Below are 26,771 nucleotides of genomic sequence, written 5' to 3' on the forward strand. Positions count from 1 at the left end.
CCCGGCGGCCGCGTCAGCCGCCGCACTGGGCGAGCATCACCCGCTTGTCGGGGGCGGTCACCGGCAGGGCGTACTTCAGCGACACCTGGGCGAACCGCACCACGTAGGCGCAGCGCACCGCCTTGTTCGGCGGCAGCCAGGACGCCGGGCCGTAGTCCCGCTTCTGCGAGTTCTGCGAGCCGTCGGCCGGCAGCAGGTTGAGCGGGTCGTTGGCGATCCGCTCGCGCTCGGCCGCGTCCCAGTGCGCCGCGCCCATCTGCCAGTCGTACGACAGGGGCATGACGTGGTCGATCTGGACCTCGGAGGCGTGCTGCTTGGTCCACTTCAGGGTCTTCCCGGTGTACGGGTCGTACAGCGTCATCGCGGTGACGACGCACTTCGAGCCGGACCGGTGCCGCAGGTCGCGGCCGTCGCGGGCCAGCAGGTCGTTGCGGGTGTCGCAGCCGTTGCGGGCCAGCGGCACGTCGTCGACGGCGTCGGTCCAGGCGTAGCCGAACCGCTCCCGCGAGTACCCCGTCCTCGGCCCCTTGCCCGCCGTGCGGACCCGGGCGATGAGCTCCCGCGCCCGGGCGCGGTCCTGCGGGGGCACGGGCCCGAGGCCGGGGCGGGTGCCGTCGGGGTTGTCCAGCGGGTCGGTACCGGGGCCGGAGGCGGCCGCGCCGTCGCCGGACCGGTCCGGGAGGGGGGCCGGCGGGGTGCCGCCGCCCAGGGTGGCCGAGGAGCAGCCGGTGAGGGCGAGCAGGAGCACGGTGGTCGCGGATATGACGGGGCGGCTCTTGCGCACGGGGCTCTCCGGCTGGTGGGACGGGCGGACGGATGGACGGGGTGCCCAGGGGACCAGGCGGGTCATGGGCCGTCAAGTGCCCCCTACCCGGGCGGTCCGGGGCGCAGTCCGGGCCCCGCGGCCCCGCCGGGCCCCGCGGTCCCGCCGCGCGGTCCGGTACCGGGTGCGGCCCGTCGTGCGGCAGGCTGGGGCCGTGGGAGACCAGGGGCCGCGCGTGGCGGCGATCGTGCTGGCGGCCGGTGCCGGGCGGAGGCTCGGCGGCCGGCCCAAGGCGCTGCTGCAGTACCGGGGGCGGCCGCTGGTGGAGCACGCGGCCGCGGTGGTCCGCGAGGGCGGCTGCGACCCGGTGCACGTGGTGCTGGGCGCCGGCCGGGAGCGGGTGGCGGCCGCCGCGGACCTGGCCGGCTGCACGGTGGTGGCCAACCCCGGCTGGGCGGCGGGGATGGGCTCCTCCCTGCGGGCCGGCCTCGCGTCGCTGCCGCCGGACTGTCCGGCGGCCCTGGTGGCGCTCGTGGACACCCCGGGGGTGACGGCGCGGGCCGTGGCGCGCCTGCTGGCCGCCCACCGTGCGGGCGCCCCCCTGGCGGCGGCGGTGTACGGGGGCGTGCGCGGCCATCCGGTGCTGATCGGCTCCCGGTACTTCGCGGAGGCGGCGGACGCGGCCCGGGGCGACGCGGGCGCGCGGGCGCTGCTGGCGGCGCGGGCGGCGGAGCTGGAGCTGGTCGAGTGCGGGGACGTGGCCCTGCCGGACGACGCGGACACGCCCGAGCAGTGGGCGCGGTGGGCGGCGGAGGGCGGCTGAGCGGCGCCCGCGCCCCGTCCGCCGCGGGTCGCATCCGCGCCCGCACCCGTGGCTCTCGCGGCTCCGGGCGCCGGTGCGGGCGCCGGTGCGGGTGCGGCTCCGGACGCGGGCGGGCTCCCGCCGGCCCCGGAGCCGCAGCGGCCCGCCGGCCCCGGCCCGCCCGCCCGACGGGGCCCACCCGCCCGACCGGGCCGGCTCAGCCGATCTGGATCGACCGCTTGGCGAGGCCCATCCAGAAGCCGTCGATCACCGTGCGCTGCGAGGCGAGTTCGTCGGCCCCGGCGCCCAGGGCGACGAAGAGCGGCGCGAAGTGCTCGGTGCGCGGGTGCGCCAGCCGCCCGGCCGGGGCGCGGTGCTCGAAGTCGAGCAGGGCGTCGACGTCGCCCGCCTCCAGGGCGCGCCGCCCCCAGTCGTCGAACTCGGCCATGACGCCCGTGACGCGCCCGTCCCGGCTGAGCGCCCGCAGGTTGTGGGTGAAGAAGCCGCTGCCGACGATGAGGACCCCCTGGTCGCGCAGCGGGGCGAGCCGCCGCCCGATCTCCATGAGCCGCCGCGGGTCCAGGGTCGGCAGCGAGACCTGGAGGACCGGGACGTCGGCGCCGGGGAACATCTCGACCAGCGGCACGTACGCGCCGTGGTCCAGCCCCCGGTCGGGGACGTCCTGCACCGGTGTGCCGGGGGCGCGCAGCAGCTTGCGGACGCTCTCGGCGAGCTCCGGCGCGCCCGGTGCCGCGTACTCCACCCGGTAGTAGTGCTCGGGGAAGCCCCAGAAGTCGTACACCAGCGGCAGGGTGCGGGTGGCGCCGAGGGCGAGCGGCGCCTCCTCCCAGTGGGCGGAGACGACCAGGACCGCCGTCGGCCGGGGCAGGTCCGCCGACCAGGCGGCCAGCTGGCCGGGCCAGACGGGGTCGTCGGCGAGCGGCGGGGCGCCGTGCGAGAGGTAGAGGACCGGCATCCGGTCGGGTGCGGCGGCGGTGGTCATGGCGGGCTCCTCCCTGGCTGCCCCGGGGCAGGGTGGTTCAAATCTGAACCACTCTGCGACCCTACAAGGAAGTTCGAATGTGAACAACCGCGTACGATGGCCCCATGGACGAGACGCGGTGGCTGGACGCCGACGAGATGCGGGCCTGGGAGGCGTTCCTCTCCGTCGGCGCGCTGCTCGACCGCCGCATCGAGCAGCAGCTCAAGGCCGAGGCGGGGCTCTCCCACCCCCAGTACGAGATCCTCGTCCGCCTGGAGCGGGCGCCCGGCGGCGAACTGCGCATGACCGAGCTCGCCGACGCCGTGCTCACCTCCAAGAGCAGCCTCACCTACCAGGTCACCCGGCTGGAGAAGGCCGGACTCGTCCGCCGCCGCTCCTGTCCCACCGACGTCCGCGGCGTCCACGCCGTCCTCACCGAGGACGGCCGCCGCACCCTGCGGGCGGCCGCCCCGGGCCACGTCGCCCTGGTGCGCCGCCTCCTCGTCGACCGCCTCACCCGCGAGCAGCTCGCCGTCCTCGCCGACGGGCTCGGCGCCGTCGGCCGCCTGCTGCGCGAGGACGCCGCCGGGTGACGCCCCCGGCGGGGGCACGGGCGGCGGGGCGCGCCTCCCGGAGCCGCCGGGGAATGGCCGGCCGGTCGGCCGCGTTGACCCTGACACCCCCATGTCACGGGACGGTAACAGCAGGCCGGTAGACTGGGACCCGATCCCGCTGCTGGCCGACGCCGTCCCGCACGCCCGCCGAGCAGGCCGACAAGGACGCCCCGTGGCCGCTGCCCCCCGCCGCCCAGCCCCCCGCACCCCCGCACCCCGCACCGTGGACCCCCGCACCGCTGCCCCCCGCCGCCCCGCCCCCGAATGGCTCCGCCACCCGCTGCAGATCGCCTCCGGACCGGGGGCGCGCGGCGCGCTGCTGCGCGGCGCCCTGTCCACCGGGCCGCTGCTCGCCGCAGGCGTCGCCGCCCACCGGGTGCCGGAGGGCGTGCTCGCCGCCCTCGGCGCCATGTTCGCCACCGTCAACGACCGCGCCGGCACCCGCCGCACCCGGCTCGTCCGCATCGGCGTCCCGGGCCTCGCCGTCGCCGTGGCCTTCCTGCTCGGCTCCCTCGTCGCCGTCGCCGCGGCCCCCGGCGGCGGGGTGCCCGCCGTCCTGGGGACCACCGCCCTCGTCGCCGTCGCCGCCTACCTCTCCGGCGCGGTCAGCACCGTCGGCCCGGTCGCCTCCATGGCGGCGCTCCAGGCGCTGGCCACCCTCCTGATCGCCGCCGGACTGCCCCACCACGGGCCGCCCTGGACGGGCGCCGCCATGCTCGCCGGCGGCGCGGGCTGGGTGCTGCTCCTCGCCGCCGCGCTCGCCCCGCCGCACCGCGGGCCCGGCCGTGCCCGCGCCCGCGCGGCCGAGGAGCGCGAGGCCGTCGCCGCGGCCTTCGACGCGCTCGGCGGCGTCCTGCGCGCCGCCGGCACCGACCGGGTCGAGGACGCCCGGCGCACCCTCACCGCCGCCCTCGACCGCGCCCACGCCGCCCTCGACCTCCACCGCCGGGGCCGTCCCTCACCCGCCGAACGCCGCCTGCGGGCGCAGCTCGCCGTCGCCGCCGACGCCTGCGAGGCCGCCGTCACCCTGCTCTGGGAGGCCCGGCCGCTGCCCGCGTACGCCGCCGACGCCCCGCTGCGCCTGGCCCGCGCCGTCCGCACCGGCGCCCCCTGCGGCCCGCTGGCCGCCCCGGCCCCCGACACCCCCGGGCGGCGCGCCCTGCACGAGGCCCTGCTGCACGCCGCCGAGGTCTTCGGAACCCCGGGCCGGACCGCCGACGCCCCGCCGCGGCCGCCGCTGCGCGACCACCCCGCCGTGCGCCGCGCCCTCGGCCCGCTCGGCCGCGAGTACGGCCTGCGGGTGGCCCTGTGCACCGGCGCCTGCACCGCCGTCGCCCAGCTCCTGCGGCCCGACCAGTGGTACTGGCTGCCGGTCACCGCGGTCTTCCTCGTCAAGCCCGATCTCGGCCCCCTCTTCTCCCGGTCGGTCAACCGGCTGCTGGGCACCGCCGCCGGGGTCGGCCTCTTCGCCGCCGCGGCCGCCGCGCTGCCCGGCGCCGCCGGACCGGTCGCCGCCGCCGCGCTCTGCGGCGCGCTGCTCCCCGTCGCCTGGCGGAACTTCGCCTTCCAGACGGCCGCCCTCACCCCGATCGTCCTCGCGTTCGCCGTGCTCTCCGGCAGCCAGGGCGCCCCCGTCAGCCGCCTGGTCGACACCGTGCTCGGCTGCGGCATCGCCCTCGCCGCCGGCCACCTGCCCCGCCTCGGCGGCCGGCGCACCGCGGTCGCCGTGCACTGGGCCGCCGCCCTGCGCGCCGCCCAGGCCTACCTCGAGCGGGTCGTGGACGCGCCCGACGGGCCGCGCGAGGAGCGGCTGCGGCTGCGGCGCGCGGCGTACCGGGCGCTCGCCGAGGCCCGCACCGCCGTCTCCCAGGCCGCCGCCGAGCTGCCGCCCGCCGGCGTCGCCGCCGCGGACTGGGCCCCGGCGGTCACCGCCGTGGAGCGGCTGGTGGACGCCACCACGGCCTGCGCGGTCCGGGTGGAGCACGGCGGGCGGCCCCTCCCCGCGGCCGAGGCCCGCAGCCTCGCCGACGCCCTGGCCCGCCTCGCCGACGACGCCGACGCGCGCCGCCGCCGCCCCGACGGGCCCGCGCTGCCCGACCCCGTACTGCTCGGCTCCCGCTGCGCCTCCCTCGCCGACGTCGCGGGCCAGCTGCACGCGGTCCGCGCCCTGTCCCCTGCGGCCTGAACCCGCCGGCCCGGGGCGGTCCGCGCCGGTACCGGCCCGGGCCCGGGGGTGCGGGGGACCGCCTGCGCCCCGCACGGAGCCCTGCGCCGCCGGGGCGGCCGGAGGCCCCCGCCGTCCCGGGTCCGCGGCACGCCGTGCCCGGGCGTGGACGGGCCCCTGACCCGGCCGTACGGCGCCCGGCACCGGGCACGCCCGGGGGCCCGCCGGTGCGGCGGGCCCCCGGGCGTGTGCCGCGGCCGTCAGCCCTTGGGCTGCGTGAGGTCGTAGAGGGTGGTGCCGTCCACGGTCCTGGCGGTGAAGGACGCCTCCACCCAGCTCGCGATCCGGGACGAGTCGCTGCTGCCGCCCATGCCGCCCCCGCCGCCCACGCCCCCGGCGACGAACCAGTGGATCCGGCCCTGCCGCACGAACTCCTGGAACTGCGCCAGGCCCGGCGCCGGGTCGCTGCCGTTGAAGCCGCCGACCGCCATCACGGGCTGCCGGGACGCCAGCTGGTAGCCCGCGGCGTTCTGGGAGCCGACGGCGGCCGCGGCCCAGGTGTAGCGGGAGGCGTCCTGCCTGAGCAGGGCGGTGACCGCCGTACCGACCCGCGCCCCCTCCAGCAGCCCGCCCATGCCGCCCCGCACGCCGCCGCCCCGCACGCCGCCGGGGCCCGCGCCGCCGGGGAGGCCCGGCATGCCCGGGAAGGAGGGAAGGCCGTTCCGGCCCTGCCCGGTCACGCCCTGTCCGGTGCCGCCCTGCCCGGTGCCGCCCTGTCCGGCCTGCCCGCCGCCGGGGAGCGCGGGCAGCCCGCCCCGGCCGTTCTGCTCGGCCCCGGGGAGGGCGGGGAGCCCGCCCGGCCCGGGGCCGCCCGTGCCGCCCTGCCCGGCACCCGCGCCGCCCCGCAGCCCGCCGAAGCCGCCGGCGCCCTGCGGCGCCGCACCGCCGGGGAACCCCGGGAAGCCCCCGCGCCCGCGCCGCCCGCCGGGACCGCCCATGCCGCCGGAGACGGCCGGACCCGCCGTGACGATCGAGCCGCTGTGCCCCGTGGAGACGGTGTCCAGGCTGTACGCGGCCGGTCCGGCGACCCCGGCCGCCACCGCGGCCACCGCGCCCGCGGTCGCCGCCCGCGCCGCCGCCCGCGCCGCTCCCGGCCGGACCGCCCGCGCCACCACCGGCCCCAGCAGCGCCGCCGCCCCGGCCAGACCGACGGCCAGGACCGCGTACCGCAGCCAGGGCACGAAGTCCGCGCTGCGGCCCAGCAGCACGTACGCCCACCAGCCCGTCACCGCCGACGCCGCCGCCAGCGCCAGGGCGGGCACGGTCCGGTCCCGCTCCCGCCACGCGGCGTCCGCGCCCATGCCCACCAGGGCGGCGACCGCCGGGGCCAGCGCCACCGTGTAGTACTGGTGGAAGATCCCGCCCATGTAGCTGAAGGTCAGGCCGGTGCAGAGCAGCCAGCCGCCCCACACCAGCAGTCCGGCGCGGGCCGTGTCGGTGCGCGGGGCCCGGCGGCCCGCCCACAGGCCGAGGGCGAGCAGCAGCAGGGCCGCGGGCACCAGCCAGGCGATCTGGCCGCCGATGTCGCCGTCGAACAGGCGGGTGACGCCGGTGCTGCCCCACATCCCGCCGCGGCCGCCGGGCGCGCCGGGCAGGTCCCCGCCGCGGAACCCGCCGCCGACGCTGCCGGTCTCGTTCCCCGTCAGCCGCCCGAAGCCGTTGTAGCCGAAGGTGAGCGACAGGAAGCTGTCGTCCTGGGAACCGCCCACGTACGGCCGCGACGAGGCCGGGAGCAGCTCGACGACCGCGACCCACCAGCCGCCCGCCGCCGTCATGGCCGCGCCCGCCAGCAGCAGCTGCCGCACCCGGCGCCACCACCCGGTCGGCGCGGTCGCCAGGTACACCAGGGCGAACGCGGGCAGCACCAGGAACGCCTGGAGCGTCTTGGTGAGGAAGGCGAGGCCCAGCAGCACCCCGGCGAGCACCAGCCAGCGGGTGGACGCCGCCTCCTGCGCCCGCTGCACCGCGTACGCGGCCAGGGCGAGCAGCAGCACCAGCAGCGCGTCGGGGTTGTTGAAGCGGAACATCAGCGCCGCGACCGGGGTGAGCGCCAGCACGGCGCCCGCCAGCAGGCCCGCCCGCGGCGAGGAGGTGCGCCGCACCGAGGCGTACACGGTGCCGACGGCCGCCACGCCCATCAGGGCCTGGGGGAGCAGCACGCTGAAGGAGCTCAGCCCGAGGAGGCGCGCGGACAGCGCCATCGGCCACAGGGCCAGGGGCGGCTTGTCGACGGTGATGAAGTTGGAGGCGTCCGAGGAGCCGAAGAAGAAGGCCTTCCAGCTGACGCTGCCGGCCTGGACGGCCGCCGAGTAGAAGGCGTTGGCCCACCCGGAGGCGCTGAGGTTTTCCACGTAGAGGGCGGCGGTGGCCGCGAGCAGGGCCAGCAGCGCCGGACGGGCCCAGGCCGGGTCCTCCGGGCGGCCGCGCCACAGCCGGGCGGGCAGGCCGCGCAGGCCCCGCGGCCCGTCCGCCGGGCCGGCCGCGCCCGGCGTGCCCGGCGCGGGCGGCCCCGCCGTCCGGTCCCGGGCCGTCCCCCCGGCCTGCGCCGTCCCCCCGTCCTCCGGGGCGTCGGGCAGCGGGGCCGGGGGCGCGACCAGCGGGACGGGGCCCGGCTGGGGCGGTGCGGGGTCGGGCAGGTGCGTCGTCATCGGTCGGTCCTCGTCGTGGTGGGGTGCGGGCGCCGGCACTGCGCCTCGCGGCCCCACGCTCCCGGCCGAATCTGAGGCGTTCATGAGACGCGGCTGTGAACCGGCTGTGTTCCGCGCCGACAGGGAGGCGGGGCCCGCCCCGCCCGGGCCGACGGGCACCGGACGGCGCCGGGAAGCATCCGGTTTGCTGATGCGAACAGGTTGCAATTAATGTCCCCGGGGCGGAACGATGGGCGGGTCGCGCACGGCCCCGCGCCCCCGCCCGGTACGGAAAGAGGTACGGACCCCCCATGACGACCAGCAGCGCACCCCCCGCAGCCGCCGCACCCCGCGCCGCCGGGCCGCGCGGCCGCCTCACCCGGGACGAGTGGACGCGCCTGGCCGGCATGGGCGGCTTCGTGCTCCTGCTCCACGTGGTCGGCTGGTTCACCCTGCTCGCGATCGTGGAGCCCCAGCACCACCGGGTCGGCGGGGCCGTCTTCGGCGCCGGCATGGGCCTCACCGCCTACACCCTCGGCATGCGGCACGCCTTCGACGCCGACCACATCGCCGCCATCGACAACACCACCCGCAAGCTGATGTCCGACGGGCAGCGCCCGCTCTCGGTCGGCTTCTGGTTCTCGCTCGGGCACTCCTCCGTCGTCTTCGGCCTCTGCGCGCTGCTCGCCCTCGGCGTGCGCACCCTGGCCGGCCAGGTCGAGGACGACGGCTCCGCCCTCCAGCGCACCACCGGCCTGATCGGCACCACCGTCTCCGGCGTCTTCCTGATGCTGCTCGCCCTGGTCAACCTGGGCGTGCTGGGGGGCATCCTCAAGGTCTTCCGCCGCATGCGCTCCGGCGACTACGACGAGGCCGAGCTGGAGGCCCACCTGGAGAGGCGGGGCCTGATGAACCGCATCCTGGGCCGGGTCACCCGCACCGTCTCCAAGCCGTGGCACATGTACCCGGTGGGCCTGCTCTTCGGCCTGGGCTTCGACACCGCCACCGAGGTGTCGCTGCTGGTGCTGGCCGGCGGCGCGGCCGCCTTCCAGCTGCCCTGGTACGCCCTGCTGACCCTGCCGGTGCTCTTCGCCGCGGGGATGAGCCTGCTCGACACGATCGACGGCTCGTTCATGAACTTCGCCTACGAGTGGGCCTTCTCCCAGCCGGTCCGCAAGGTCTACTACAACCTCACCGTCACCGGGCTGTCGGTCGCCGTCGCCTTCGTCGTCGGCGGTATCGAGCTGACCGGCCTGGTCGCGGAGAAGACCGGGGCCACCGGCGGCCCGCTCGGCTGGATCGGCGGCCTCGACCTCAACCAGGTGGGCTACGCGATCGTCGGCCTGTTCGTCCTGACCTGGCTGGTGGCGCTGGCCGTCTGGCGGTTCGGCCGGATCGAGGAGAAGTGGTCCGCCGGACTGCGCGGGGGAGCCCCCGAGGAGGCCTGACGCCCGTCCGGGCCCGGGCGCACCCCCGGCCCCGGTCCCGGCCCGTCACGGCCCGGTCGCACTCCCGCGGCCGGGCCGCCGAGCTCCCCGAGCCCCCGTCCTCCCCGTGCGCGCCCCCCACCGCTCCGTGCACGCCCCGTTGACCCCCGCGGCACCCGGTCGGGATGCTGGGGCGGAGGCGTCCGGGGGCGCCCGGCGGGGTGCGCGACGCCCCGCCGCACACGGCATGAGGGGGACATGCGGTGGGATCTTCGACGGGTGTGCGGACGGTCGCCGCGGCGGCCGCGGTGCTGCTTCTGGCGGCGGGGTGCGAGTCCGGCGGGAGCCGCGCCCCGGAGGGGTCCTCCGCGCCCGCGGCCGCGGCGTCCGCCCCGGCCGCGTCCGCGCCGGACCCGGCACCGAGCCCGGAGCCCGTCCCGTACGGCCGCACCCTGGCCGGGCTGGTCGACCCGGTGGGGAGGGCCCTGGAGCGGGCGGCCGCCGCCCGCAGCACCGGGGCCCTGGACGGCCGGCTCGACGACGCCCGCCGGGCCGCCTCCGACGCCGCCCGGGGACTGGACGCCGCCGTGCCGCCCGCGGACGCGGCGCAGCCGCACCGCGACCTGGCGGCGGCCCTCGACCGGCTCGCCGGCGACATCGACGCGGTCCGCTCCGGCATGGGCGCCGGCCGCTACTGCACCGCCTCCGCCGCCCTGGCCGGCCTCGGTGCCTCCGCGGGGCTGCGCGCCCTGCCGGGACCGCTGCGCCGGCTCGCCGACGCCGGCTACCGCACCTCCTACCGCCCGCCGCGCACCGGACCGGTCCGGGACCGGCGCCGGGCGACGGGCTCCTACGTCCGCAGCGGCAGCCGCACCGGCCGCGGCTCGCTCACGATCGAGAACGGCGGCGGCCGCGACGCCGTGGTCTCGCTGGCCAGGGGCGGGCGCACCGTCCACTCGGTCTACGTCCGCAGGGGCTCGACCTTCAAGGTGCGCGGCGTGCGGGACGGCACGTACGCCGTCTACTTCACCAGCGGCCGGGACTGGGACGGCTCCGCCAGGCGCTTCACGCGGGACTGCGGCTTCAGCAGGTTCGACGACACGATGCGGTTCGCCACCGTCACGACGGCCACGCAGATCCGCTGGACCACCTGGCGGCTCACCCTGCAGCCGGTGGCCGGGGGCAACGCCCGCACCACCGGCCTGGACGCGCGCTCCTTCCCGACCCCGTGAGCCGGGGCCGCCGCCCGTCCGGCCGCGGGGCCGGACGGAGGCGCGCGGCCGGGAGGGACCCGGGGGCGGGAAGGGGCCCGGGGGCGGGAAGGGGCCCGGCGCCGGACCTCAGCCGACGTTCAGCGCGGCGTCGTCCACCACGAACGACGTCTGCAGGCTGGAGTCCTCGGTGCCGGTGAACCTCAGGGTGACGGTTTGCCCGGCGTACGCGGACAGGTCGAAGCTCCTCACCGTGTAGCCGGAGGCGGCGTTCGCGTTGGAGTAGGTCGCCAGGGTGGAGAGCACCGTGCCGGAGCCGTTGACCACCTGCACCTTGAGGGTGTCGTAGGCCGTGGAGCCGGTCTCCGCCGTGTCGACGTGCAGGCCGAAGGAGAAGGAGGCCGAGGTGCAGCCCGCGGGCACCGACACGGTCTGCGCGAGGGTGTCGGTGGTGGCGCTGCCGTACCCGTCCAGCCAGGCGTCCCAGCTGCCGGTGCGGGCGGGCTCGCTGCTGCTGCTGCTGCTGACGATCGCGGTGCTGCTCGCCGTCCAGGGCGCGGCGGTGCCGGTCTCGAAGCCGGGGTTGCCGATCAGCTGGGCCGCCGTGCAGCCGCCGGTGCCGCCCCCGCCCGTGCCCGTGCCGGAGGCGCCGGAGAGCCACTCGGTGGCGTTGAGGGCGAGCGCGGCGTCGGTGCCGGCCGGGTCGTTCCACCCGTCGTAGAGGGTGTTGCCGGACTGGCCGGTGCCGTCGTCGACCGGCGAGCTGTCGCCCCACACCGCCACCCGGCCGCTGCCGAAGGTGCTGGTGGCGAAGAACGCCCCGGTGGTGCCGGAGGAGCTGTACCCGGTGCGCCAGAGCAGGCCCTTGACGGCGGGGTTGTCGGCCGGCTTGAGGGTGAAGGTGGTGCCGTTGCGCAGGATGCTGCCGGTGACGGTCCCGAAGGAGCCGTTGAGCACCGGGTCGGCGGTACCGGTGACGGCGCGCGGGTTGTCGGTGGTGATGTTGAGCAGGTCGACGGAGAAGCCGAAGGGGTCGGTGTTGTCGACGCCGTTGCTCGTCATCAGGTCGTTGATGACGGCGGGGGAGTCGTACCCGTCGTTGTTGCGGTCGCTCTGGTTGTGGTCCGAGATGAGGAAGAGCCCGCCGCCGTTCTGGACGAACTTCATCACGGCGGTCTTCTCGGCGCTGCTCAGCCGGATGTTGGGCTCCGGCAGGACGAAGGTGTCGAAGTTCGACAGGTCCAGGGCGTTGGAGGTGTTGCCGTAGGTGATGGTGGAGCCCGACGGGAGGGTCTTCAGGCTGTAGGCGCCGGTCTTCTGGAGCGCCACGCCCCAGGAGGAGAGCGCGCCGGTCCAGGAGGTCTCGCTGCCGGGGGAGGGGTTCTGCGCCAGCGGGTCGGGCTGGCTGGTGCTGATGATCCAGTCGGCGTTCCCGGCCGTCTCCGCCTTGCTGTTGTCGAACAGCACCCGGTGCCTGGTGGTCGTCGCGGCGGCCGCGGGGGTGGCTGTCGCGGGCAGCACGGTGCCCGCCAGGGCGGCGGCCAGGACGGTGGCCGCGCCGAGCGTCCGGCGGCGGGGGGTGGTGCGAGGGCCCGTCATCTTCGGTTCCTCCGAGGGGAGTGGATGGGGCGCGGGGGCACGCCCGCGAAGGAGTATCCGCGCGTAGACAAGCGGGCTGCCAGACCTCGGAGGTAAAGGTGTCTTGAACTGTTCATGCCCAAACGGTCAAGGGAGTGCCGTGCCCGGGCGGGCCGGCGCACCCGCCGGCCGGGGCCTCACGGCCGGTTCCACGGCCGGGAGTTCACGCGCGGGGCTTCACGGCCGGGGGTTCACGGGCGGTGGCGCAGCGGGTGGTCCGCCGGCACCTCCACCACGCAGACGTCGGTCCCGTCCGGGTCCCGGATCCACATCTCCACCAGCCCCCAGGGCTCGCGCAGCGGCTCCCGCACCACCGGCACCCCGCGCGCGGCCAGCTCCCGGTGCGCCGCCGCCACGTCGCCGACCTGCAGCCACAGCCGCGCCGCCGGGGAGGCGGGCGGCGCGCCGGGCTCCAGGCGTCCGGAGACCTCCAGGAACCCGCCGCCGAGGAAGAAGACCGTGCCCCGCTCCGGGCCGGTCCCGAACTCCCGGTACACCTCCAGCCCCAGGTCGTCGCGGTAGAAGGCGCGGGTGCGCTCCGGGTCGGCGGGGCGCAGCAGCACGCGGCTGCTCAGGACGTGGACCACGCCCACGAGCCTACGGTCCGCGGCGCCCGGGAAGGCGCAGCGGCGGCGTTGCGGAACACTGGAGTCCTGGAACGCCCGCGTCCCGGGGCGTCCGCAGCCCCGGAACGCCGCAGTCCCGCCCTCCGCCGCGCCCGCCAGGAGCACCCCGTGTCCTTCACCCTCGCCGACGCCGACGCCCTCGCCGAGCGCGCCCACCGCGGCCAGACCGACAAGATCGGCGAACCCTACGTCGCCCACGTCCGCGCGGTGGCCCACGGCGTGGCGCCCTTCGGCACCGGACTGGCCATGGCCGGACTGCTGCACGACACCCTGGAGGACACCGACCTCACGGCGGACGACCTGCTGGCCGCGGGCGTCCCGTCCGCGGTCGTCGCCCTCGTGGAGCGGCTCACCCACGACCCGGCCGTCCCCTACGAGGAGATGGTCCGCCGGGTCGCGGGCGACTACGCCGCCGCTCTGGTGAAGATCGCCGACAACGCCCACAACGCGCTGGCCGAGCGCGCCGGCCGGCTGTCCCGCGAACGGCGCGAGCAGCTGGCCGCCAAGTACGGGCGGGCCCGGGAGATCCTGTGGCACGCGGTGCCCCGCGCCGACGTCGAGGCGGTCGTCCGCCGTGTCAACCCGGCGCTGCTCGGGGAGGGCGCGGGGGACGCCGCAGCCCGCTGACCGGTCCGGCCGCCGGACCCGCGCGGCACCGCCCGGACCAGCACCGCCCGGACCCCGCACCGCCCGGGCGGCTCAGGGCAGCAGCCCCGTGCGGCGGGCGGCGACCACGGCCCCCAGCCGGGTGTGGGCGTCCAGCTTCCGCATGACCGACCGCAGGTAGCTCTTCACGGTCTCGGGCCGCACCCCGAGCGCCCGCGCCGCGTCCGCGTTGGTGGCGCCCGCCGCGACCTGGGCCAGCACGTCCAGCTCGCGCGGCGACAGCGGCGGCCGCGGTGCCGCCTTCCCCGCGGCCGGCACCCGCGGCGGGGGCGCGGTCCCCGCGCCGTCCCGCAGCGGCCCCCCGGGCCCCCCGGGCCCGCGGGACCCGCCGGGCCCCCCGGACGCACCCGCCAGCCGCGCGCACACCGCGTGCAGCCGCTCCCGCAGCCGCGGGTCGGCCACCTCCTGCGCCAGCAGCCGCAGCTCCCCGTGGGCGGCCCTGACCCCCTCCCACGCGGCCGCGCCCCGCCGCGCCGCCGCGTCCCCGCCCGCCCCCGGCCCGGACCCGCGCGCCGCCCCCGCGGCCTCCCGCTCGGCCCGGCGCCGCGCGTCCCCCACCGCCAGCGCCTGCTCCAGCTCCCGCGCCGCGCCCACCGCCGCGTCCAGGCTCCGGTCGCCCAGGGCCAGCGGCTCCCGCAGCGCCCCGTACAGCACCGCCCGGACGCTGCGCCGCACCACGACCGGGACGGCCAGCACCGAGCACAGGCCCTCGGCGGCCACCGCGCCGTCGTACTCGTGGCTGATGGTGCGTGCGGTGCGGTAGTCGGAGACCGCCTGCGGCCGCGTCAGCGCCGCCGCCTTGCCGCCCAGCCCGGTGCCGGACGCCACCGACAGCCCGCGCAGCGCCTCCGTCGTGTGGCCGGAGAGCTCCACGATCCGCAGCCGCCCCCCGCCGGCCGCCACGGCGGCGAAGGCCACCGGCAGCCCGCCGGCCCGCCTCAGCCCCAGCAGCGCGGTGCGCAGCTCCGCCGCGTCCTCCATCGGTGCCCTCTCCGGCCGCCACCCCCGTCCGGGGGTGGCGGGACCCCTGTCGCACGCTCCACGATGCACGGTAACCGGGCGATGATCTGGAGGGAACATGACGGCGACGAACGGTGCGGACGCCTTCCGCGAGGCGCGGGACCTCCTCCTCGCGCACCGGGAGGACTGGGCCGCCGCCCACCGGGAGTTCCGCTGGCCCCGCCCCCAGGCCTTCAACTGGGCGCTGGACTGGTTCGACGTGGTGGCGCGCGGCAACGACCGCACCGCGCTGTGGATCGTCGAGGAGGACGGCTCCGAGGCGCGGTACTCCTTCGCGGAGATGTCCGCCCGCTCCGACCGGGTCGCCCACTGGCTCGCCGACCGCGGCGTGGGCCCCGGCGACCGGATCCTGCTCATGCTCGGCAACCAGGTCGAGCTGTGGGAGACCCTGCTCGCCGCGATGAAGCTGCGCGCCGTCGTCGTCCCCGCCACCCCCCTGCTCGGCCCGGCCGACCTGCGCGACCGCGTCGGGCGCGGCGGCTGCCGCTTCGTGGTCGCCCGCACGGAGGACGCGGCGAGGTTCGCGGACGTCCCCGGCGACTGGACCGGCGTCGCCGTCGGCGCGCCCGCCGACGGCTGGCTGCGGTACGCGGAGGCGTACACCGCCCCCGCCGGCTTCACCCCCACCGCCCCCACCGGGGCCGACGAGACCCTGCTGCTCTACTTCACCTCCGGCACCACCGCCCGCCCGAAGCTGGTCGAGCACACCCACACCTCGTACCCGGTGGGCCATCTGTCGACCATGTACTGGCTCGGGCTGCGGCCCGGCGACGTGCACCTCAACATCTCCTCGCCGGGCTGGGCCAAGCACGCCTGGAGCAACGTCTTCGCGCCGTGGAACGCCGAGGCGACCGTCTTCGTGCACAACTACACGCGCTTCGACGCCGACCGGCTGCTCGACGAGATGGGGCGGTGCGGCGTCACCAGCTTCTGCGCCCCGCCCACGGTGTGGCGGATGCTCGTCCAGGCCGACCTCGGCCGCCTGGCGACCCCGCCGCGCAGCGCCGCCGCGGCGGGCGAGCCGCTCAACCCCGAGGTGATCGAGGCGGTGCGCCGCGCCTGGGGCGTCACCGTCCGGGACGGCTTCGGCCAGACCGAGACCACCGTGCAGATCGCCAACACCCCCGGCCAGCCGCTCAAGCCGGGCTCCATGGGCCGCCCGGTGCCCGGCTTCGCCGTCGTCCTGCTCGACCCGGTCACCGGGGAGCCCGGCGACGAGGGCGAGATCTGCCTCGACCTCACCGCCGAGCGCCCGGTCGGCCTGATGGCCGGCTACCACGGCGACCCGGAGCGCACCGCCGAGGTCATGGCGGGCGGCTACTACCGCACCGGCGACATCGGCTCCCGCGACGCGGACGGCCACCTCACCTACGTCGGCCGGGCCGACGACGTCTTCAAGGCGTCCGACTACCGCATCTCCCCGTTCGAGCTGGAGAGCGCCCTGCTGGAGCACCCGGCGGTGGCCGAGGCCGCCGTCGTCCCGGCCCCCGACGCGGTGCGGCTCGCCGTGCCCAAGGCGTACGTCGTCCTCGCGGCCGGCTGGGAGCCCGGGCCGGAGACCGCGAAGGCGCTCTTCGCCCACTCCCGGGAGGTGCTCGCCCCCTACAAGCGGGTGCGCCGGCTGGAGTTCTCCGAGCTGCCCAGGACCGTCTCCGGCAAGATCCGCCGGACCGACCTGCGCGGCCGCGAGGAGCAGGGCCTGGGCGCCGCCGCCGAGTACCGCGAGGAGGACTTCCGGTGACGGCCCCCCGGCCCTCCCTCGCCGCCGGCCCCACCGACGTCCCGCTCCTCGACGAGACCATCGGCGCGAACCTCGCCCGCGCGGTCGCCGCCCACCCCGGCCGCGAGGCGCTGGTCGACGTGGCGAGCGGCCGCCGCTGGACGTACGCCGCCTTCGGCCGGGCCGTGGAGCAGGTCGCCCTCGGACTGCTGGCCCGGGGCGTCGCCGCGGGGGACCGGGTCGGCATCTGGGCCGTCAACCGCCCCGAGTGGGTGCTGGTCCAGTACGCCACCGCCCGCGTCGGCGCCGTCATGGTGACCGTCAACCCCGCCTACCGGGTGCACGAGCTGGAGTACGTCCTCAACCAGTCCGGCGTGAGCCTGCTCTTCACCCAGACCGCCCACCGCGGCAGCGCCTACCGCGGGATGGTCGAGGAGGTCCGGCCGCGCCGCCCCGCCCTGCGCGGCGCCGTCATGGTCGACGACGCCTACCGCGGGATGGTCGAGGAGGTCCGGCCGCGCCGCCCCGCCCTGCGCGGCGCCGTCATGGTCGACGACGCCTCCTGGCAGGGCCTGCTCGACGACGGCGCGGGCGTGGACCCGACGGCCCTCGCCGCCCGGGAGGCCGGGCTGGACTGCGACGACCCGGTCAACATCCAGTACACCTCGGGCACGACCGGCTTCCCCAAGGGCGCCACCCTCTCGCACCGCAACATCCTCAACAACGGCTTCTGGGTGGGGGAGCTGCTCGGGTACACCGAGCAGGACCGGATCTGCGTGCCCGTGCCGTTCCACCACTGCTTCGGCATGGTCATGGGCAACCTCGCGGCCACCAGCCACGGCGCCTGCGTCGTGGTCCCCGCGCCCGCCTTCGACCCGGCCGCCACGCTGCGCGCGGTCGCGTCCGAGCGCTGCACCTCGCTCTACGGCGTGCCGACGATGTTCATCGCCGAGCTGAACCTGCCCGACTTCGCCGCGTACGACCTCACCTCGCTGCGCACCGGCGTCATGGCGGGCTCGCCCTGCCCGGTGGAGGTGATGAGGCGGGTCGTCGCCGACATGGACATGGGCGAGGTCGCGATCTGCTACGGCATGACGGAGACCTCCCCGGTCTCCCTGCAGACCCGCCGGGACGACGACCTGGAGCGCCGCACCGCCACCGTCGGCCGGGTGCTGCCGCACCTGGACGTCAGGGTGGCCGACCCGGCGACCGGTGCGACCGTGCCGCGCGGGGAGCCCGGGGAGCTGTGCACCCGCGGCTACTCGGTGATGCTCGGCTACTGGGACGACCCGGAGCGCACCGCCGAGGTCGTCGACGCCGACCGCTGGATGCACACCGGCGACCTGGCGGTGATGCGCGAGGACGGCTGCGTGGCGATCGTCGGCCGGATCAAGGACATGGTCATCAGGGGCGGGGAGAACGTCTACCCGCGCGAGGTGGAGGAGTTCCTGCACACCCACCCGGCGGTCGCGGACGTGCAGGTGGTGGGCGTGCCCGACGAGCGGTACGGCGAGGAGGTCTGCGCCGTCGTGGTGCTGCGCGACCCGGACGCGTCCCTGACCGCCGAGGACGTCGCCGACTTCTGCCGCGGCCGTCTCGCGCACTGCAAGGTCCCCCGGTACGTCCGGGTCGTCCGGGAGTTCCCGATGACGGTCAGCGGCAAGGTGCGCAAGGTGGAGCTGCGGGAACGGGCGGCCCGCGAGCTGGGGCTGCGGCGGACCGGGGCGGGGGAGGACCTCGGGCCGCGGTGAGGACACCCCGCGGCGGAGGACGGTGGCCGGACACCGTGCCTCCGCCGCGGGGGCGGCCGTCCGGCGGCCGTCAGTGGCGGATGTCCACCACGAGCCGGCCGGGGGACGCCAGCCGGTGCACGGTGAAGGCCGTCTTCCTGTCCAGGGCGACGCCGAAGGAGACGTACCCCTCGAAGTCGCCGGTGAAGGCGAAGCCCTTGACGCGGGTCAGGTGCAGCCTGACCAGCCGCGGGCCCCGGTAGACCGGGTCGCCGGCGCTGTTGTGCGCCACCGCCGGGTGCAGCACGATCTGCAGGAAGGTCCTCCCCGGCAGCGGGACCTTCTCCCCGGAGCCGTCGTAGCGCAGCTCGGAGACCCGCCGGACGGTCGCGCCCGGCAGCCTGCCCTTGACGTCGATGACGATGCGGTCGTAGGTGCGGTGCCCGGCGACGCGGGCGTCGACCACCTGGGACACCGCCGGGGCGGCGGCGGTCGTGCGGGGTGCCGCCGCGGAGGCGGGGGTGGCGACGGCGCCTGCCGCCGCGAGGAGGGTGCCTGCGGCGGCCAGGGCCGCCGTGCGGATCGGAAGAGGCATCGTGCGTCCCCCTTCGGGTGGTGGTGGGGACAGAACCTGTCTTACCGTCCAGGACGGCCGTCCGCCACCCGTGGTTGCGTTCGAACGCCCCTTGCCCCGGAGGCAAGAATTTTGCCCATCGGGCACGGAAGGTGTCCACTGGAGCCATGAGCAGGACCGACGCGCCCGACCCGGATCCGGACCCCGTGCCCGGTCCGCACCCAGGCCCGCACCCCGGCTCCGGACCCGCCGCCGACGCCCCTTCCGGCGCGGACGTGCCCGGCCTCGGTCCCCGGCTGCGTGAGGAGCGCCGCCGCAGCGGGCTGACCCTGGAGGCCGCCGCCGCCCGGGTCGGCCTCTCGCCCGCCCACCTCTCCCGCCTGGAGACCGGCCGCCGCCAGCCGTCGCTGCCCGTCATGCTGGGCCTCTCCCGAGCGTACGCGACCACCGTCGCCGAACTGCTGGGCGAGGAGCCGCCGCAGCAGGACCCCGTGGTCCGCGGCGGCCGCCCCGTCCCCGTCCGGACCGGCGGCTGGGGCTACGTGCGGGTCGGCTCCCCGGGCCGCGCCATGCAGGCCCTGCGGGTGCACGTGCCCCCGGCCCTCCAGGACGCGGTGGTGCGCGTCCATCCGGGTGAGGAGTGGCTGTACGTCACGGCGGGGCGGCTGCGCCTCACCCTCGGCGCCGCCGAGCACCTGCTCGACCCGGGCGACGCCGCCCACTTCGACTCGCTCACCCCGCACCGGCTGGCCGCCGACTCTTCGAGCGGTGCGGAGCTGCTCTTCGTCCACACCCTGCTGCAGAGTCCGCTGGGCGACCTCTGCACCGGACCCGCCGTCCACTGATGCCCCCGACCCGCCGGACCCCGGAGGCCCGGCCGCCCTCCCGGCGTACGAACCCCCGCAGTGCCCCGCGTCCCGGGGTGGCGGGAAGGAAGGAAGATCCCGACATGACCGCCGAGACCCGCCCCACCCCCGGCGCGGCCGGGGACCCCGACCGGCCCGCCCGCCGCCGCGCCTACCTGCGGGCGTTCATCTACGTCGGCGTGGTGCACCTCTTCGCCGCGCTGCTCTTCGCGATGTTCGCCCTCGGGGCCCGCTGACGCCCCGGACCGGCCCCGGGTCGCTAGGTTGGAGGGGCAAGAGATCCCCACCGTGAGAGAGGTGCCCATGGCGCAGCAGGTCCGAGGCGTGGTGGCCCGGGGCAAGGGCGAGCCGGTCTCCGTCGAGACGATCACCGTGCCGGACCCCGGGCCGGGCGAGGCGGTGGTGAAGGTCCAGGCGTGCGGCGTGTGCCACACCGACCTCCACTACCGCGAGGGCGGCATCAACGACGAGTTCCCCTTCCTGCTGGGCCACGAGGCGGCCGGCGTGGTCGAGTCGGTGGGGGAGGGGGTGACCGAGGTGGCCCCCGGCGACTTCGTCGTCCTCAACTGGCGTGCGGTGTGCGGCCAGTGCCGCGCCTGCCGACGCGGCCGGCCCTGGTACTGCTTCGACACCCACAACGCGAAGCAGCGGATGACGCTCGCGGACGGCACCGAGCTGTCGCCCGCGCTCGGCATCGGCGCCTTCGCCGAGAAGACCCTCGTCCACGCCGGCCAGTGCACCAAGGTCGACCCCGCCGCCTCCCCGGCCGCCGCGGGCCTGCTGGGCTGCGGCGTGATGGCGGGCCTGGGCGCCGCGATCAACACCGGCGCCGTCACCCGCGGCGACTCGGTCGCCGTCATCGGCTGCGGCGGCGTCGGCGGCGCCGCGCTGATGGGGTCCCGCCTCGCGGGCGCGTCCCGGATCATCGCGGTCGACGTGGACGACAGCAAGCTGGAGACGGCCCGGCGGCTCGGTGCCACCCACACCGTCAACTCCCGCACGGTGGCGGCGGACGGCGGCGACGTCGTCGAGGCGATCCGCGAGCTGACGGGCGGCAACGGCGCCGACGTCGTCATCGAGGCGGTGGGCCGGCCCGAGACCTACCGGCAGGCCTTCTACGCCCGCGACCTGGCGGGCACGGTCGTCCTCGTGGGCGTGCCGACGCCGGAGATGCAGCTGGAGCTGCCGCTGCTGGACGTCTTCGGCCGCGGCGGCGCCCTCACGTCGTCCTGGTACGGCGACTGCCTGCCCTCGCGGGACTTCCCGATGCTCGTCGACCTCTACCTCCAGGGCCGGCTCGACCTGGACGCGTTCGTCAGCGAGACCATCGCGCTGGACGGCGTCGAGGAGGCCTTCGAGAAGATGCACCGCGGCGAGGTGCTGCGCTCGGTGGTGCTGTTCTGATGGCCGCCCGCGTGGACCGCCTGGTCACCTCCGGCACCTTCTCCCTGGACGGCGGCACCTGGGAGGTGGACAACAACGTCTGGCTCGTCGGCGACGACAGCGAGGTGCTGGTCGTGGACGCCGCCCACGACGCCGACGCGATCGCGGCCGCCGTCGGGGACCGGCGGGTGGTGGCGATCGCCTGCACCCACGCCCACGACGACCACGTGGACGCGGCCCCGGCGCTCGCCGCCCGGACCGGGGCGCCGGTCCTGCTGCACCCCGACGACCTCCCGCTGTGGAGGCTCACCCACCCGGACCGGGCGCCGGACGGGGAGCTGGCGGACGGCCAGGTCCTCACCGTGGCGGGCACGGAGCTGACGGTGCTGCACACCCCCGGCCACGCCCCGGGCGCGGTCTGCCTGTACGCGCCGTCGCTGGGCACGGTCCTCACCGGCGACACGCTCTTCCAGGGCGGCCCGGGCGCCACCGGCCGGTCCTTCTCGGACTTCCCGACGATCATCGGCTCGATCCGGGAACGGCTGCTGACCCTGCCGCCGGAGACGGTGGTCCGCACCGGCCACGGCGACTCCACCACGGTCGGCGCGGAGGCCCCCCACCTCCAGGAGTGGATCGACCGGGGGCACTGACCGCCCGGTACGGCCGCCGCGGGCCCGGGTGCGTCCGGGAGACGCGCCCGGGCCCGCCGCGCCGCCCGCCTGAGTGGCCGCCCGGTCCCCGCGCCGGCCCCCCGGCTCCCGCGCCCCCCCGCCGGGCGGGGGTCCCGGGGCGGCCGGGTGCGTCCTGCCGCCGGACCCCTTGTCCGGGGCCGGGCGCTCCGGTTCCATGTGGGAGCGCTCCCAGGGGGCGCTCCCAGAGGGCGCCGCCCCGGCGCCCCGGGAGAGCCGGCGCCACCCGCCGAGACGAGGAAGCGGCATGCAGCAGAGCCCGCCCGGCCGCCCCCCGTTCATCCGCGCCTACCGGCCCGGCGACCGGGACGCCGTGTACGAGGTCTGCCTGCGCACCGCCGCGGCCGGCGGCGACGCCACCGGCCTGTACCGCGACCCCGACCTCCTGGGGGACAACTTCGCCGGCCCCTACCTGCACCTGGAGCCCGGGCTCGCCTTCGTCCTCGACGACGGCGGCGGCCGCGCGGTCGGCTACGTCCTCGGCACCTCCGACACCCCGGCCTTCGTCGAGGCGTTCCGCCGCTCCTGGCTGCCGCGCGTCGCCGACCGCCACCCCGCGCCGTCCGGCCCCCCGCGGGGCCCGGACGAGGAGATGGCGGCCCTGCTGCACCGGCCCGAGCGCCTGGTCGTCCCGGAGCTGCGGGACCACCCGGCCCACCTCCCCATCGACCTGCTGCCGTCCCACCAGCGCGCCGGCCACGGCCGCGCCCTGCTGCTCGCCTTCCTGGGTGCGGCCCGCCGGGCGGGTGCGGACCGGGTCCACCTCGGCATGCTCACCGAGAACACCGGGGCCCGCGCCTTCTACGACCGCCTCGGCTTCCGCGTCCTCGACGTGCCCGACCCCGGCCCCCTGACCTACCTGGGCCGGTCGACGGACCCGGAGGGCTGACCGGCCGCCGCCTCCCCCGTTCCGGCCCCCGCGGCCGGGCCGCGGCGCCCCGCACCCGTGCGACGGGAGCGGGGCGCCGCCGTGTGGCATCGTGGAGTGTGACCTGCGTCACGCGCGCCGTGCCGCGTGCCGCGCCGCAGTCCGCCGGGCGGAAGGCCTGTGCAGGTAGTTGAAAAGAGAACCAGGGGGGTCTACAGTGGGTTTAGTTGAAAGCTAAACCTTTGGAGGACGTCATGGGCCTGTTCAGCCGTACCAAGAGTGAGGCGCCCGCCGCCACCGCTCCCGCCGCTCCCGCCGCGAGCGACCTCTCCGCCCTGACCGGCGACTACACCATCGACCCGACCCACAGCAGCATCGGCTTCACCGTCCGCCACGCCATGGTCACCACCGTGCGCGGCGAGTTCGGCGAGTACGAGGGCAAGCTCCACCTCGACGGCTCCGACCCGTCCCGCTCCACCGCCGAGCTCACCATCAAGGTGGCCAGCATCGACACGAACCAGCAGCAGCGCGACGAGCACCTGCGGACCGGCGACTTCTTCGAGGCCGAGGCCTACCCGGAGATCACCTTCCGCAGCACCTCCGCCCAGCGCGTCGACGACGAGACCTACCGGATGACCGGTGACCTCACCATCAAGGCCACCACCCGCCCGGTCACCCTCGACCTGGTCTTCAACGGGTCCGCCACCGACCCCTACGGCAACCTCCGCGTCGGCTTCGAGGGCGGCACCACCGTCAACCGCAGCGAGTGGGGCCTGACCTACAACGCGGCCCTCGAGGGCGGCGGCGTGCTGATCAGCGACAAGGCGAAGCTGGTCCTCGACATCTCCGCGATCAAGGCGGCCTGACCCGCGCCGAACGCCGCACGCCGGGAGACCCGGCCCGGGACGCCCCGGGCCGGGCGCCCGTGTCAGCGGCCCGGGACCTCGACGCCGCCCTCGGCGCCGATCCGGTCGATCTCCGCCAGCTCCTCGTCCGAGAGGGCGGCCCCGTCCAGGGCTGAGAGGTTCTGCTCCAGCTGTTCCACGCTGCTCGCGCCGACCAGCACCGAGGTGACCCGGCGGTCGCGCAGCAGCCAGGTCAGCGCCAGCTGCGCCAGGGTCTGCCCGCGCTTCGCGGCCACCTCGTTCAGCGCCCGCAGCATGGCCAGCCGGCCGCCGGTCAGGGCGTCGGACTTCAGGAAGTGGCCCACCGACATCCGCGACCCGGCCGGCACGCCGTCCAGGTAGCGGTCCGTCAGCAGGCCCTGCGCCAGCGGCGAGAACGCGACCACGCCCGCGCCCGCCTCCTCCGAGCGCTCCAGCAGCCCGCCCTCGACGTCGCGGTTCAGCATCGAGTACGGGTGCTGGTTGACCAGCAGCGGCACGCCCATCCCCCGCAGGATCGCCGCGCCCTCCGCCATCCGCTCCGGGCTGTAGTTGGACAGGCCCGCGTAGAGCGCCTTGCCCTGCCGCACCGCGGTCGCCAGCGCCCCCATCGTCTCCTCGAGCGGGGTGTCCGGGTCGGGGCGGTGCGAGTAGAAGACGTCGACGTGGTCCAGGCCCGTGCGGGCCAGCGACTGGTCGAGGCTGGACAGCAGGTACTTGCGCGAGCCCCACTCGCCGTACGGGCCGGGCCACATGTCGAAGCCCGCCTTGGTGGCGACGAACATCTCGTCGCGGTACGGGCGGAAGTCCGCGGCGAAGTGGCGGCCGAAGTTCTCCTCGGCGGAGCCGTAGGGCGGGCCGTAGTTGTTGGCCAGGTCGAAGTGGGTGACGCCCAGGTCGAAGGCGCGGCGCAGCACGGCCCGCTGGGTCTCCAGCGGGGCGGTGTCGCCGAAGTTGTGCCACAGGCCGAGCGAGACGGCGGGCAGCAGGACGCCGCTGCGGCCGCTGCGGCGGTACCGCATGGAGTCGTAGCGGTCGTCGGCTGCGCGGTACGGGGGAGGGACGGTCATCGGCGGGTCTCTCTGCTCGCAGGGTGCGGATCTGCCCGGCTCACGTTACCCGCGGGGTCGAACGGGACCGAACGCGGCCGAACGGGTCCGCCCGGCCGGACGGGCGGCCCCGGACCCGCCGCCCCGCCGCCCGGGACGGGCCGCCCCGGACCGGCCCGCCGCCGCACCTGCGCAGGCCCCGTGGGGCCCTGCGGAGGCCCTGCGGGCCCCCGCGGCGGTCCCGCGGCTCAGGGCAGGAGGTCGAGGTCGGCCGCCCGCGCCTCGACGGCCGCGGCCTCGGCGTGCAGCGCCCGGCGGCGCCGGACGAGCACCGCGCAGGACGCGGCCGCCGCGGCGGCCACCGCCGCCACGCCCGCGGCGGGCCCGCAGAGCCGGTCGCCGAGCAGCCGGTCCAGCGAGTAGCGGCCCGGCCCGGTCAGGGCCAGCGCGCCCGACGCCACGCCCAGGACCAGCGGGTGCTCCAGGCCGCCGTTGCCGGCGAAGAACCCGTGCGGGGCGTGCACGGCCGCCGCCGCCGCCATGGTGCCCAGGCCCGCCGCTCCCGCTGCGGGGGTCGCCAGGCCCAGGAGCATCAGCGTGCCGCCCCCTGCCTCGCCGACGCCCGCGGCGACGGCGTTCGCACGGCCCGGGCGGAAGCCCATGTGGTCCATGGCCCCGGCCATGCCGTCGAGGCCGGGCCCGTCCAGCCAGCCGAAGAGCTTCTGCACGCCGTGGGCGACGAGGGAGCCGCCGACGGCGCCCCGCAGGACGAGCAGGCCCACGTCTCGGGTGTACGCACAGGTCATGTCCGCCTCCAGGCCAGCGGCAGCAGGGACACCCCCGTTCGCACCGTAACCCGGGCGGCCGCCCGCCGCCCCCGGAGCCCGCCCGCCGCCCCCGGAGCCCGGCCTCCGCCCCCGCGCCCGTCCGCGGGCCGTCCCGCGGCCGGGGCCCGGCCGGTCTCAGCCGAAGCGGTGCGCCTCGACCTCGGCGAGGTACGCGGCCCGCGCCGGCTCGTCGAGGAACGCCGCCCGGAAGGAGTTGGCCGCGAGCATGCGCCGCTGCTCCTCGCCGAGGCCGAGCGCCGCGGTCACGGCCCGGAAGTTGTCCTCGACGTACCCGCCGAAGTAGGAGGGGTCGTCGGAGTTGACCGTCACCAGCAGGCCCGCGTCGAGCATCCGCGGCAGCGGGTGGTCCTCGAGCCGGTCCACGCACCGCAGCCGCACGTTCGAGAGCGGGCAGACGGTCAGCGGCACCTGCTCCCGGCGCAGCCGCTCCACCAGCTTCCCGTCCTCCAGGCTGCGGATGCCGTGGTCGATCCGCTCCACGCCCAGCAGGTCCAGGGCCTCCCAGACGTACTCCGGCGGCCCCTCCTCGCCCGCGTGCGCCACGCACCGCAGCCCCGCCTCGCGGGCGAGCGCGAAGACCTCCTGGAACTTCGCGGGCGGGTTGCCGGCCTCGGCCGAGTCCAGGCCCACGGCGGTGATCAGGGTGCCGAAGTACGGCCGGGCGCTCTCCAGGGTCTCCAGGGCGGACTGCACCGACAGGTCGCGCAGGAAGGAGAGGATGAGCCGGGTGCTGATCCCGTGGCGCTCCCCGGCGGCGTCCAGCGCCCGGCCGAGGCCGGCCACCACGGTGTGGATGTCGACGCCGCGCGCGGTGTGCGCCTGCGGGTCGAAGAAGATCTCCGCGTGCCGCACGCCCTGGCGGGCCGCACGGGCCAGGTACGCGTCGGCGAGGTCGGTGAAGTCCTGCTCGGTGCGGAGCACCGCCGTGAGCGCGTAGTAGAGGTCGAGGAAGGACTGCAGGTCGCGGAAGGAGTACGCGGCGCGCAGCTCGTCGGCGGAGCGGTAGGGCAGCTCCACCCCGTTGCGGGCGGCGAGGGCCAGGGCCAGCTCGGGTTCGAGGGTGCCCTCGATGTGGAGGTGCAGCTCGGCCTTGGGCAGCGGGGTGGTCATCGACGTCCTTCTGCGTGTCGTGCGGTGCGGGGTCGCACCACGGTAACCGCTTCCGGTGTCCGGTTGGGGCCGTCCGCCGGGAATGCGCGGCCGTATCCCGTTGTCGTCCCCTTCGGCACCCCGCGCCAGGCCCCGGTGCCGCCCGGAGGCCGCCGGAGGTGATGCCGCTCACAGGCCCGCAGGCGTCAACGAAGCGCGGTAGTTGGTGCGGCGGGCCGCCGCACGCGCTCGCCGGACCCGGTCGGGCCGCCGTCCGGGAGGGATCGGGCGCCACCGCGCCGACGGGGCCCGCCGTCCCGCGTCGTGGCAGGTCAGAGGGGGAAATGTGGAGGCCGGGGGATTTCCGGTGCTGACGTTTGAGCATCCGGGAGGGCGGGTAACCCGCGCCGCCCTCCGATCCGGCCGCGGACGCCCCGTCTACGATCCGCGGCCGTAGCAACGCATCTTGGC

24 protein-coding genes are annotated in these 26,771 nt (G+C 77.0%); 14 read left to right on the forward strand and 10 right to left on the reverse strand.

Annotated elements, in window-relative coordinates; translation table 11 throughout:
* Positions 1-13: 13 nt before the first annotated feature.
* A complete protein-coding gene (locus ACFY07_RS04180) occupies positions 14-784 on the reverse strand; it encodes an HNH endonuclease family protein (RefSeq protein WP_390867275.1) in 771 nt (256 codons plus the stop codon).
* A 193-nt stretch (positions 785-977) separates the two neighbouring features.
* Between ACFY07_RS04180 and ACFY07_RS04185 the strand changes: the two genes are divergently transcribed.
* Complete coding sequence (locus ACFY07_RS04185) at positions 978-1,586, forward strand: NTP transferase domain-containing protein (protein ID WP_390867276.1); 609 nt, start codon at positions 978-980, stop codon at positions 1,584-1,586.
* A gap of 196 nt (positions 1,587-1,782) precedes the next feature.
* On the opposite strand, the gene ACFY07_RS04190 is transcribed toward ACFY07_RS04185, so the two are convergent.
* Positions 1,783-2,568, reverse strand: a complete 786-nt coding sequence (locus ACFY07_RS04190; protein WP_230648086.1) for a dioxygenase — start codon at positions 2,566-2,568, stop codon at positions 1,783-1,785.
* 104 nt (positions 2,569-2,672) lie between these two features.
* Between ACFY07_RS04190 and ACFY07_RS04195 the strand changes: the two genes are divergently transcribed.
* Together ACFY07_RS04195 and ACFY07_RS04200 are read left to right on the forward strand one after the other, a co-directional pair.
* Positions 2,673-3,140: a MarR family winged helix-turn-helix transcriptional regulator gene (locus ACFY07_RS04195; protein ID WP_390867277.1), complete on the forward strand. Its 468-nt coding sequence runs from the start codon at positions 2,673-2,675 to the stop codon at positions 3,138-3,140.
* Between the two features lie 193 nt (positions 3,141-3,333).
* Positions 3,334-5,346 carry an FUSC family protein gene (locus tag ACFY07_RS04200; RefSeq protein WP_390867278.1) on the forward strand — a complete coding sequence of 671 codons (2,013 nt, stop codon included), beginning with the start codon at positions 3,334-3,336 and terminating at the stop codon, positions 5,344-5,346.
* A gap of 239 nt (positions 5,347-5,585) precedes the next feature.
* Here ACFY07_RS04200 and ACFY07_RS04205 read toward each other — a convergent pair whose 3' ends face one another.
* Positions 5,586-8,033 (reverse strand): glycosyltransferase family 39 protein, encoded by a 2,448-nt coding sequence (locus ACFY07_RS04205; RefSeq protein ID WP_390867279.1) that lies wholly within the window; start codon positions 8,031-8,033, stop codon positions 5,586-5,588.
* A gap of 290 nt (positions 8,034-8,323) precedes the next feature.
* Between ACFY07_RS04205 and ACFY07_RS04210 the strand changes: the two genes are divergently transcribed.
* Both ACFY07_RS04210 and ACFY07_RS04215 read left to right on the forward strand, forming a co-directional pair.
* Positions 8,324-9,460 carry a HoxN/HupN/NixA family nickel/cobalt transporter gene (locus ACFY07_RS04210; RefSeq protein WP_374228050.1) on the forward strand — a complete coding sequence of 379 codons (1,137 nt, stop codon included), beginning with the start codon at positions 8,324-8,326 and terminating at the stop codon, positions 9,458-9,460.
* A 242-nt stretch (positions 9,461-9,702) separates the two neighbouring features.
* A complete protein-coding gene (locus tag ACFY07_RS04215; RefSeq protein ID WP_390867280.1) occupies positions 9,703-10,671 on the forward strand; it encodes a hypothetical protein in 969 nt (322 codons plus the stop codon).
* Positions 10,672-10,779: 108 nt separating this feature from the next.
* Here the strand turns inward: ACFY07_RS04215 and ACFY07_RS04220 are convergent, their stop codons facing one another.
* On the reverse strand, positions 10,780-12,249 hold the full coding sequence (locus ACFY07_RS04220; protein WP_390867281.1) for a hydrolase: 1,470 nt from the start codon (positions 12,247-12,249) through the stop codon (positions 10,780-10,782).
* Between the two features lie 230 nt (positions 12,250-12,479).
* Entirely contained in the window at positions 12,480-12,875 is a 396-nt protein-coding gene (locus ACFY07_RS04225) for a VOC family protein (protein ID WP_390867282.1), read from the reverse strand.
* Positions 12,876-13,022: 147 nt separating this feature from the next.
* Between ACFY07_RS04225 and ACFY07_RS04230 the strand changes: the two genes are divergently transcribed.
* Complete coding sequence (locus ACFY07_RS04230; RefSeq protein WP_390867283.1) at positions 13,023-13,541, forward strand: HD domain-containing protein; 519 nt, start codon at positions 13,023-13,025, stop codon at positions 13,539-13,541.
* Between the two features lie 72 nt (positions 13,542-13,613).
* Here ACFY07_RS04230 and ACFY07_RS04235 read toward each other — a convergent pair whose 3' ends face one another.
* Positions 13,614-14,561 (reverse strand): response regulator transcription factor, encoded by a 948-nt coding sequence (locus ACFY07_RS04235; protein WP_390867284.1) that lies wholly within the window; start codon positions 14,559-14,561, stop codon positions 13,614-13,616.
* Positions 14,562-14,658: 97 nt separating this feature from the next.
* Between ACFY07_RS04235 and ACFY07_RS04240 the strand changes: the two genes are divergently transcribed.
* Positions 14,659-16,341 (forward strand): AMP-binding protein, encoded by a 1,683-nt coding sequence (locus tag ACFY07_RS04240; protein ID WP_390867285.1) that lies wholly within the window; start codon positions 14,659-14,661, stop codon positions 16,339-16,341.
* Positions 16,338-18,071: an AMP-binding protein gene (locus tag ACFY07_RS04245; RefSeq protein WP_390867286.1), complete on the forward strand. Its 1,734-nt coding sequence runs from the start codon at positions 16,338-16,340 to the stop codon at positions 18,069-18,071. The genes ACFY07_RS04240 and ACFY07_RS04245 overlap by 4 nt, the downstream gene beginning before the upstream one ends.
* Positions 18,072-18,141: 70 nt before the next feature.
* Here ACFY07_RS04245 and ACFY07_RS04250 read toward each other — a convergent pair whose 3' ends face one another.
* Positions 18,142-18,645, reverse strand: coding sequence for a hypothetical protein (locus ACFY07_RS04250; RefSeq protein WP_390867287.1), 504 nt, complete (start codon positions 18,643-18,645; stop codon positions 18,142-18,144).
* A gap of 146 nt (positions 18,646-18,791) precedes the next feature.
* Between ACFY07_RS04250 and ACFY07_RS04255 the strand changes: the two genes are divergently transcribed.
* The 6 genes from ACFY07_RS04255 (at position 18,792) to ACFY07_RS04280 (ending at position 23,296) form a co-directional block, all read left to right on the forward strand.
* Positions 18,792-19,469, forward strand: a complete 678-nt coding sequence (locus ACFY07_RS04255; protein ID WP_390867289.1) for a helix-turn-helix domain-containing protein — start codon at positions 18,792-18,794, stop codon at positions 19,467-19,469.
* A 104-nt stretch (positions 19,470-19,573) separates the two neighbouring features.
* Entirely contained in the window at positions 19,574-19,726 is a 153-nt protein-coding gene (locus tag ACFY07_RS04260) for a DUF6126 family protein (RefSeq protein WP_390867290.1), read from the forward strand.
* 67 nt (positions 19,727-19,793) lie between these two features.
* Positions 19,794-20,894 (forward strand): S-(hydroxymethyl)mycothiol dehydrogenase, encoded by a 1,101-nt coding sequence (locus tag ACFY07_RS04265; protein ID WP_390867291.1) that lies wholly within the window; start codon positions 19,794-19,796, stop codon positions 20,892-20,894.
* On the forward strand, positions 20,894-21,523 hold the full coding sequence (locus tag ACFY07_RS04270; protein WP_390867292.1) for an MBL fold metallo-hydrolase: 630 nt from the start codon (positions 20,894-20,896) through the stop codon (positions 21,521-21,523). Before ACFY07_RS04265 ends, ACFY07_RS04270 begins: the two co-directional genes overlap by 1 nt.
* 286 nt (positions 21,524-21,809) lie before the next feature.
* The gene (locus ACFY07_RS04275) at positions 21,810-22,451 is read left to right on the forward strand and encodes a GNAT family N-acetyltransferase (RefSeq protein ID WP_390867293.1); all 642 of its coding nucleotides are present in this window, start codon (positions 21,810-21,812) and stop codon (positions 22,449-22,451) included.
* Between the two features lie 233 nt (positions 22,452-22,684).
* Complete coding sequence (locus ACFY07_RS04280; protein WP_390867419.1) at positions 22,685-23,296, forward strand: YceI family protein; 612 nt, start codon at positions 22,685-22,687, stop codon at positions 23,294-23,296.
* 62 nt (positions 23,297-23,358) lie between these two features.
* On the opposite strand, the gene ACFY07_RS04285 is transcribed toward ACFY07_RS04280, so the two are convergent.
* From ACFY07_RS04285 to ACFY07_RS04295, 3 genes are all read right to left on the reverse strand, one after another.
* Positions 23,359-24,384: an aldo/keto reductase gene (locus ACFY07_RS04285; protein ID WP_390867294.1), complete on the reverse strand. Its 1,026-nt coding sequence runs from the start codon at positions 24,382-24,384 to the stop codon at positions 23,359-23,361.
* Between the two features lie 227 nt (positions 24,385-24,611).
* Entirely contained in the window at positions 24,612-25,169 is a 558-nt protein-coding gene (locus ACFY07_RS04290; RefSeq protein ID WP_390867295.1) for a DoxX family protein, read from the reverse strand.
* 156 nt (positions 25,170-25,325) lie between these two features.
* Positions 25,326-26,321 (reverse strand): adenosine deaminase, encoded by a 996-nt coding sequence (locus tag ACFY07_RS04295; RefSeq protein WP_390867296.1) that lies wholly within the window; start codon positions 26,319-26,321, stop codon positions 25,326-25,328.
* Positions 26,322-26,771 lie beyond the last annotated feature (450 nt).

Origin of the sequence: Streptomyces sp. NPDC001380 (assembly GCF_042895785.1) — a bacterium.
In the GTDB taxonomy this organism is placed as follows: Bacteria; Actinomycetota; Actinomycetes; order Streptomycetales; family Streptomycetaceae; genus Peterkaempfera.

Excerpts from the sequence above, each read along its gene's own strand:
- ACFY07_RS04190 (WP_230648086.1), bottom strand. The coding sequence starts at position 2,568 with ATGACCACCGCCGCCGCACCCGACCGGATGCCGGTCCTCTACCTCTCG.
- ACFY07_RS04195 (WP_390867277.1), top strand. The coding sequence starts at position 2,673 with ATGGACGAGACGCGGTGGCTGGACGCCGACGAGATGCGGGCCTGGGAG.
- ACFY07_RS04205 (WP_390867279.1), bottom strand. The coding sequence starts at position 8,033 with ATGACGACGCACCTGCCCGACCCCGCACCGCCCCAGCCGGGCCCCGTC.
- ACFY07_RS04210 (WP_374228050.1), top strand. The coding sequence starts at position 8,324 with ATGACGACCAGCAGCGCACCCCCCGCAGCCGCCGCACCCCGCGCCGCC.
- ACFY07_RS04220 (WP_390867281.1), bottom strand. The coding sequence starts at position 12,249 with ATGACGGGCCCTCGCACCACCCCCCGCCGCCGGACGCTCGGCGCGGCC.
- ACFY07_RS04235 (WP_390867284.1), bottom strand. The coding sequence starts at position 14,561 with ATGGAGGACGCGGCGGAGCTGCGCACCGCGCTGCTGGGGCTGAGGCGG.
- ACFY07_RS04240 (WP_390867285.1), top strand. The coding sequence starts at position 14,659 with ATGACGGCGACGAACGGTGCGGACGCCTTCCGCGAGGCGCGGGACCTC.
- ACFY07_RS04250 (WP_390867287.1), bottom strand. The coding sequence starts at position 18,645 with ATGCCTCTTCCGATCCGCACGGCGGCCCTGGCCGCCGCAGGCACCCTC.
- ACFY07_RS04255 (WP_390867289.1), top strand. The coding sequence starts at position 18,792 with ATGAGCAGGACCGACGCGCCCGACCCGGATCCGGACCCCGTGCCCGGT.
- ACFY07_RS04260 (WP_390867290.1), top strand. The coding sequence starts at position 19,574 with ATGACCGCCGAGACCCGCCCCACCCCCGGCGCGGCCGGGGACCCCGAC.
- ACFY07_RS04265 (WP_390867291.1), top strand. The coding sequence starts at position 19,794 with ATGGCGCAGCAGGTCCGAGGCGTGGTGGCCCGGGGCAAGGGCGAGCCG.
- ACFY07_RS04270 (WP_390867292.1), top strand. The coding sequence starts at position 20,894 with ATGGCCGCCCGCGTGGACCGCCTGGTCACCTCCGGCACCTTCTCCCTG.
- ACFY07_RS04275 (WP_390867293.1), top strand. The coding sequence starts at position 21,810 with ATGCAGCAGAGCCCGCCCGGCCGCCCCCCGTTCATCCGCGCCTACCGG.
- ACFY07_RS04280 (WP_390867419.1), top strand. The coding sequence starts at position 22,685 with ATGGGCCTGTTCAGCCGTACCAAGAGTGAGGCGCCCGCCGCCACCGCT.
- ACFY07_RS04285 (WP_390867294.1), bottom strand. The coding sequence starts at position 24,384 with ATGACCGTCCCTCCCCCGTACCGCGCAGCCGACGACCGCTACGACTCC.
- ACFY07_RS04290 (WP_390867295.1), bottom strand. The coding sequence starts at position 25,169 with ATGACCTGTGCGTACACCCGAGACGTGGGCCTGCTCGTCCTGCGGGGC.
- ACFY07_RS04295 (WP_390867296.1), bottom strand. The coding sequence starts at position 26,321 with ATGACCACCCCGCTGCCCAAGGCCGAGCTGCACCTCCACATCGAGGGC.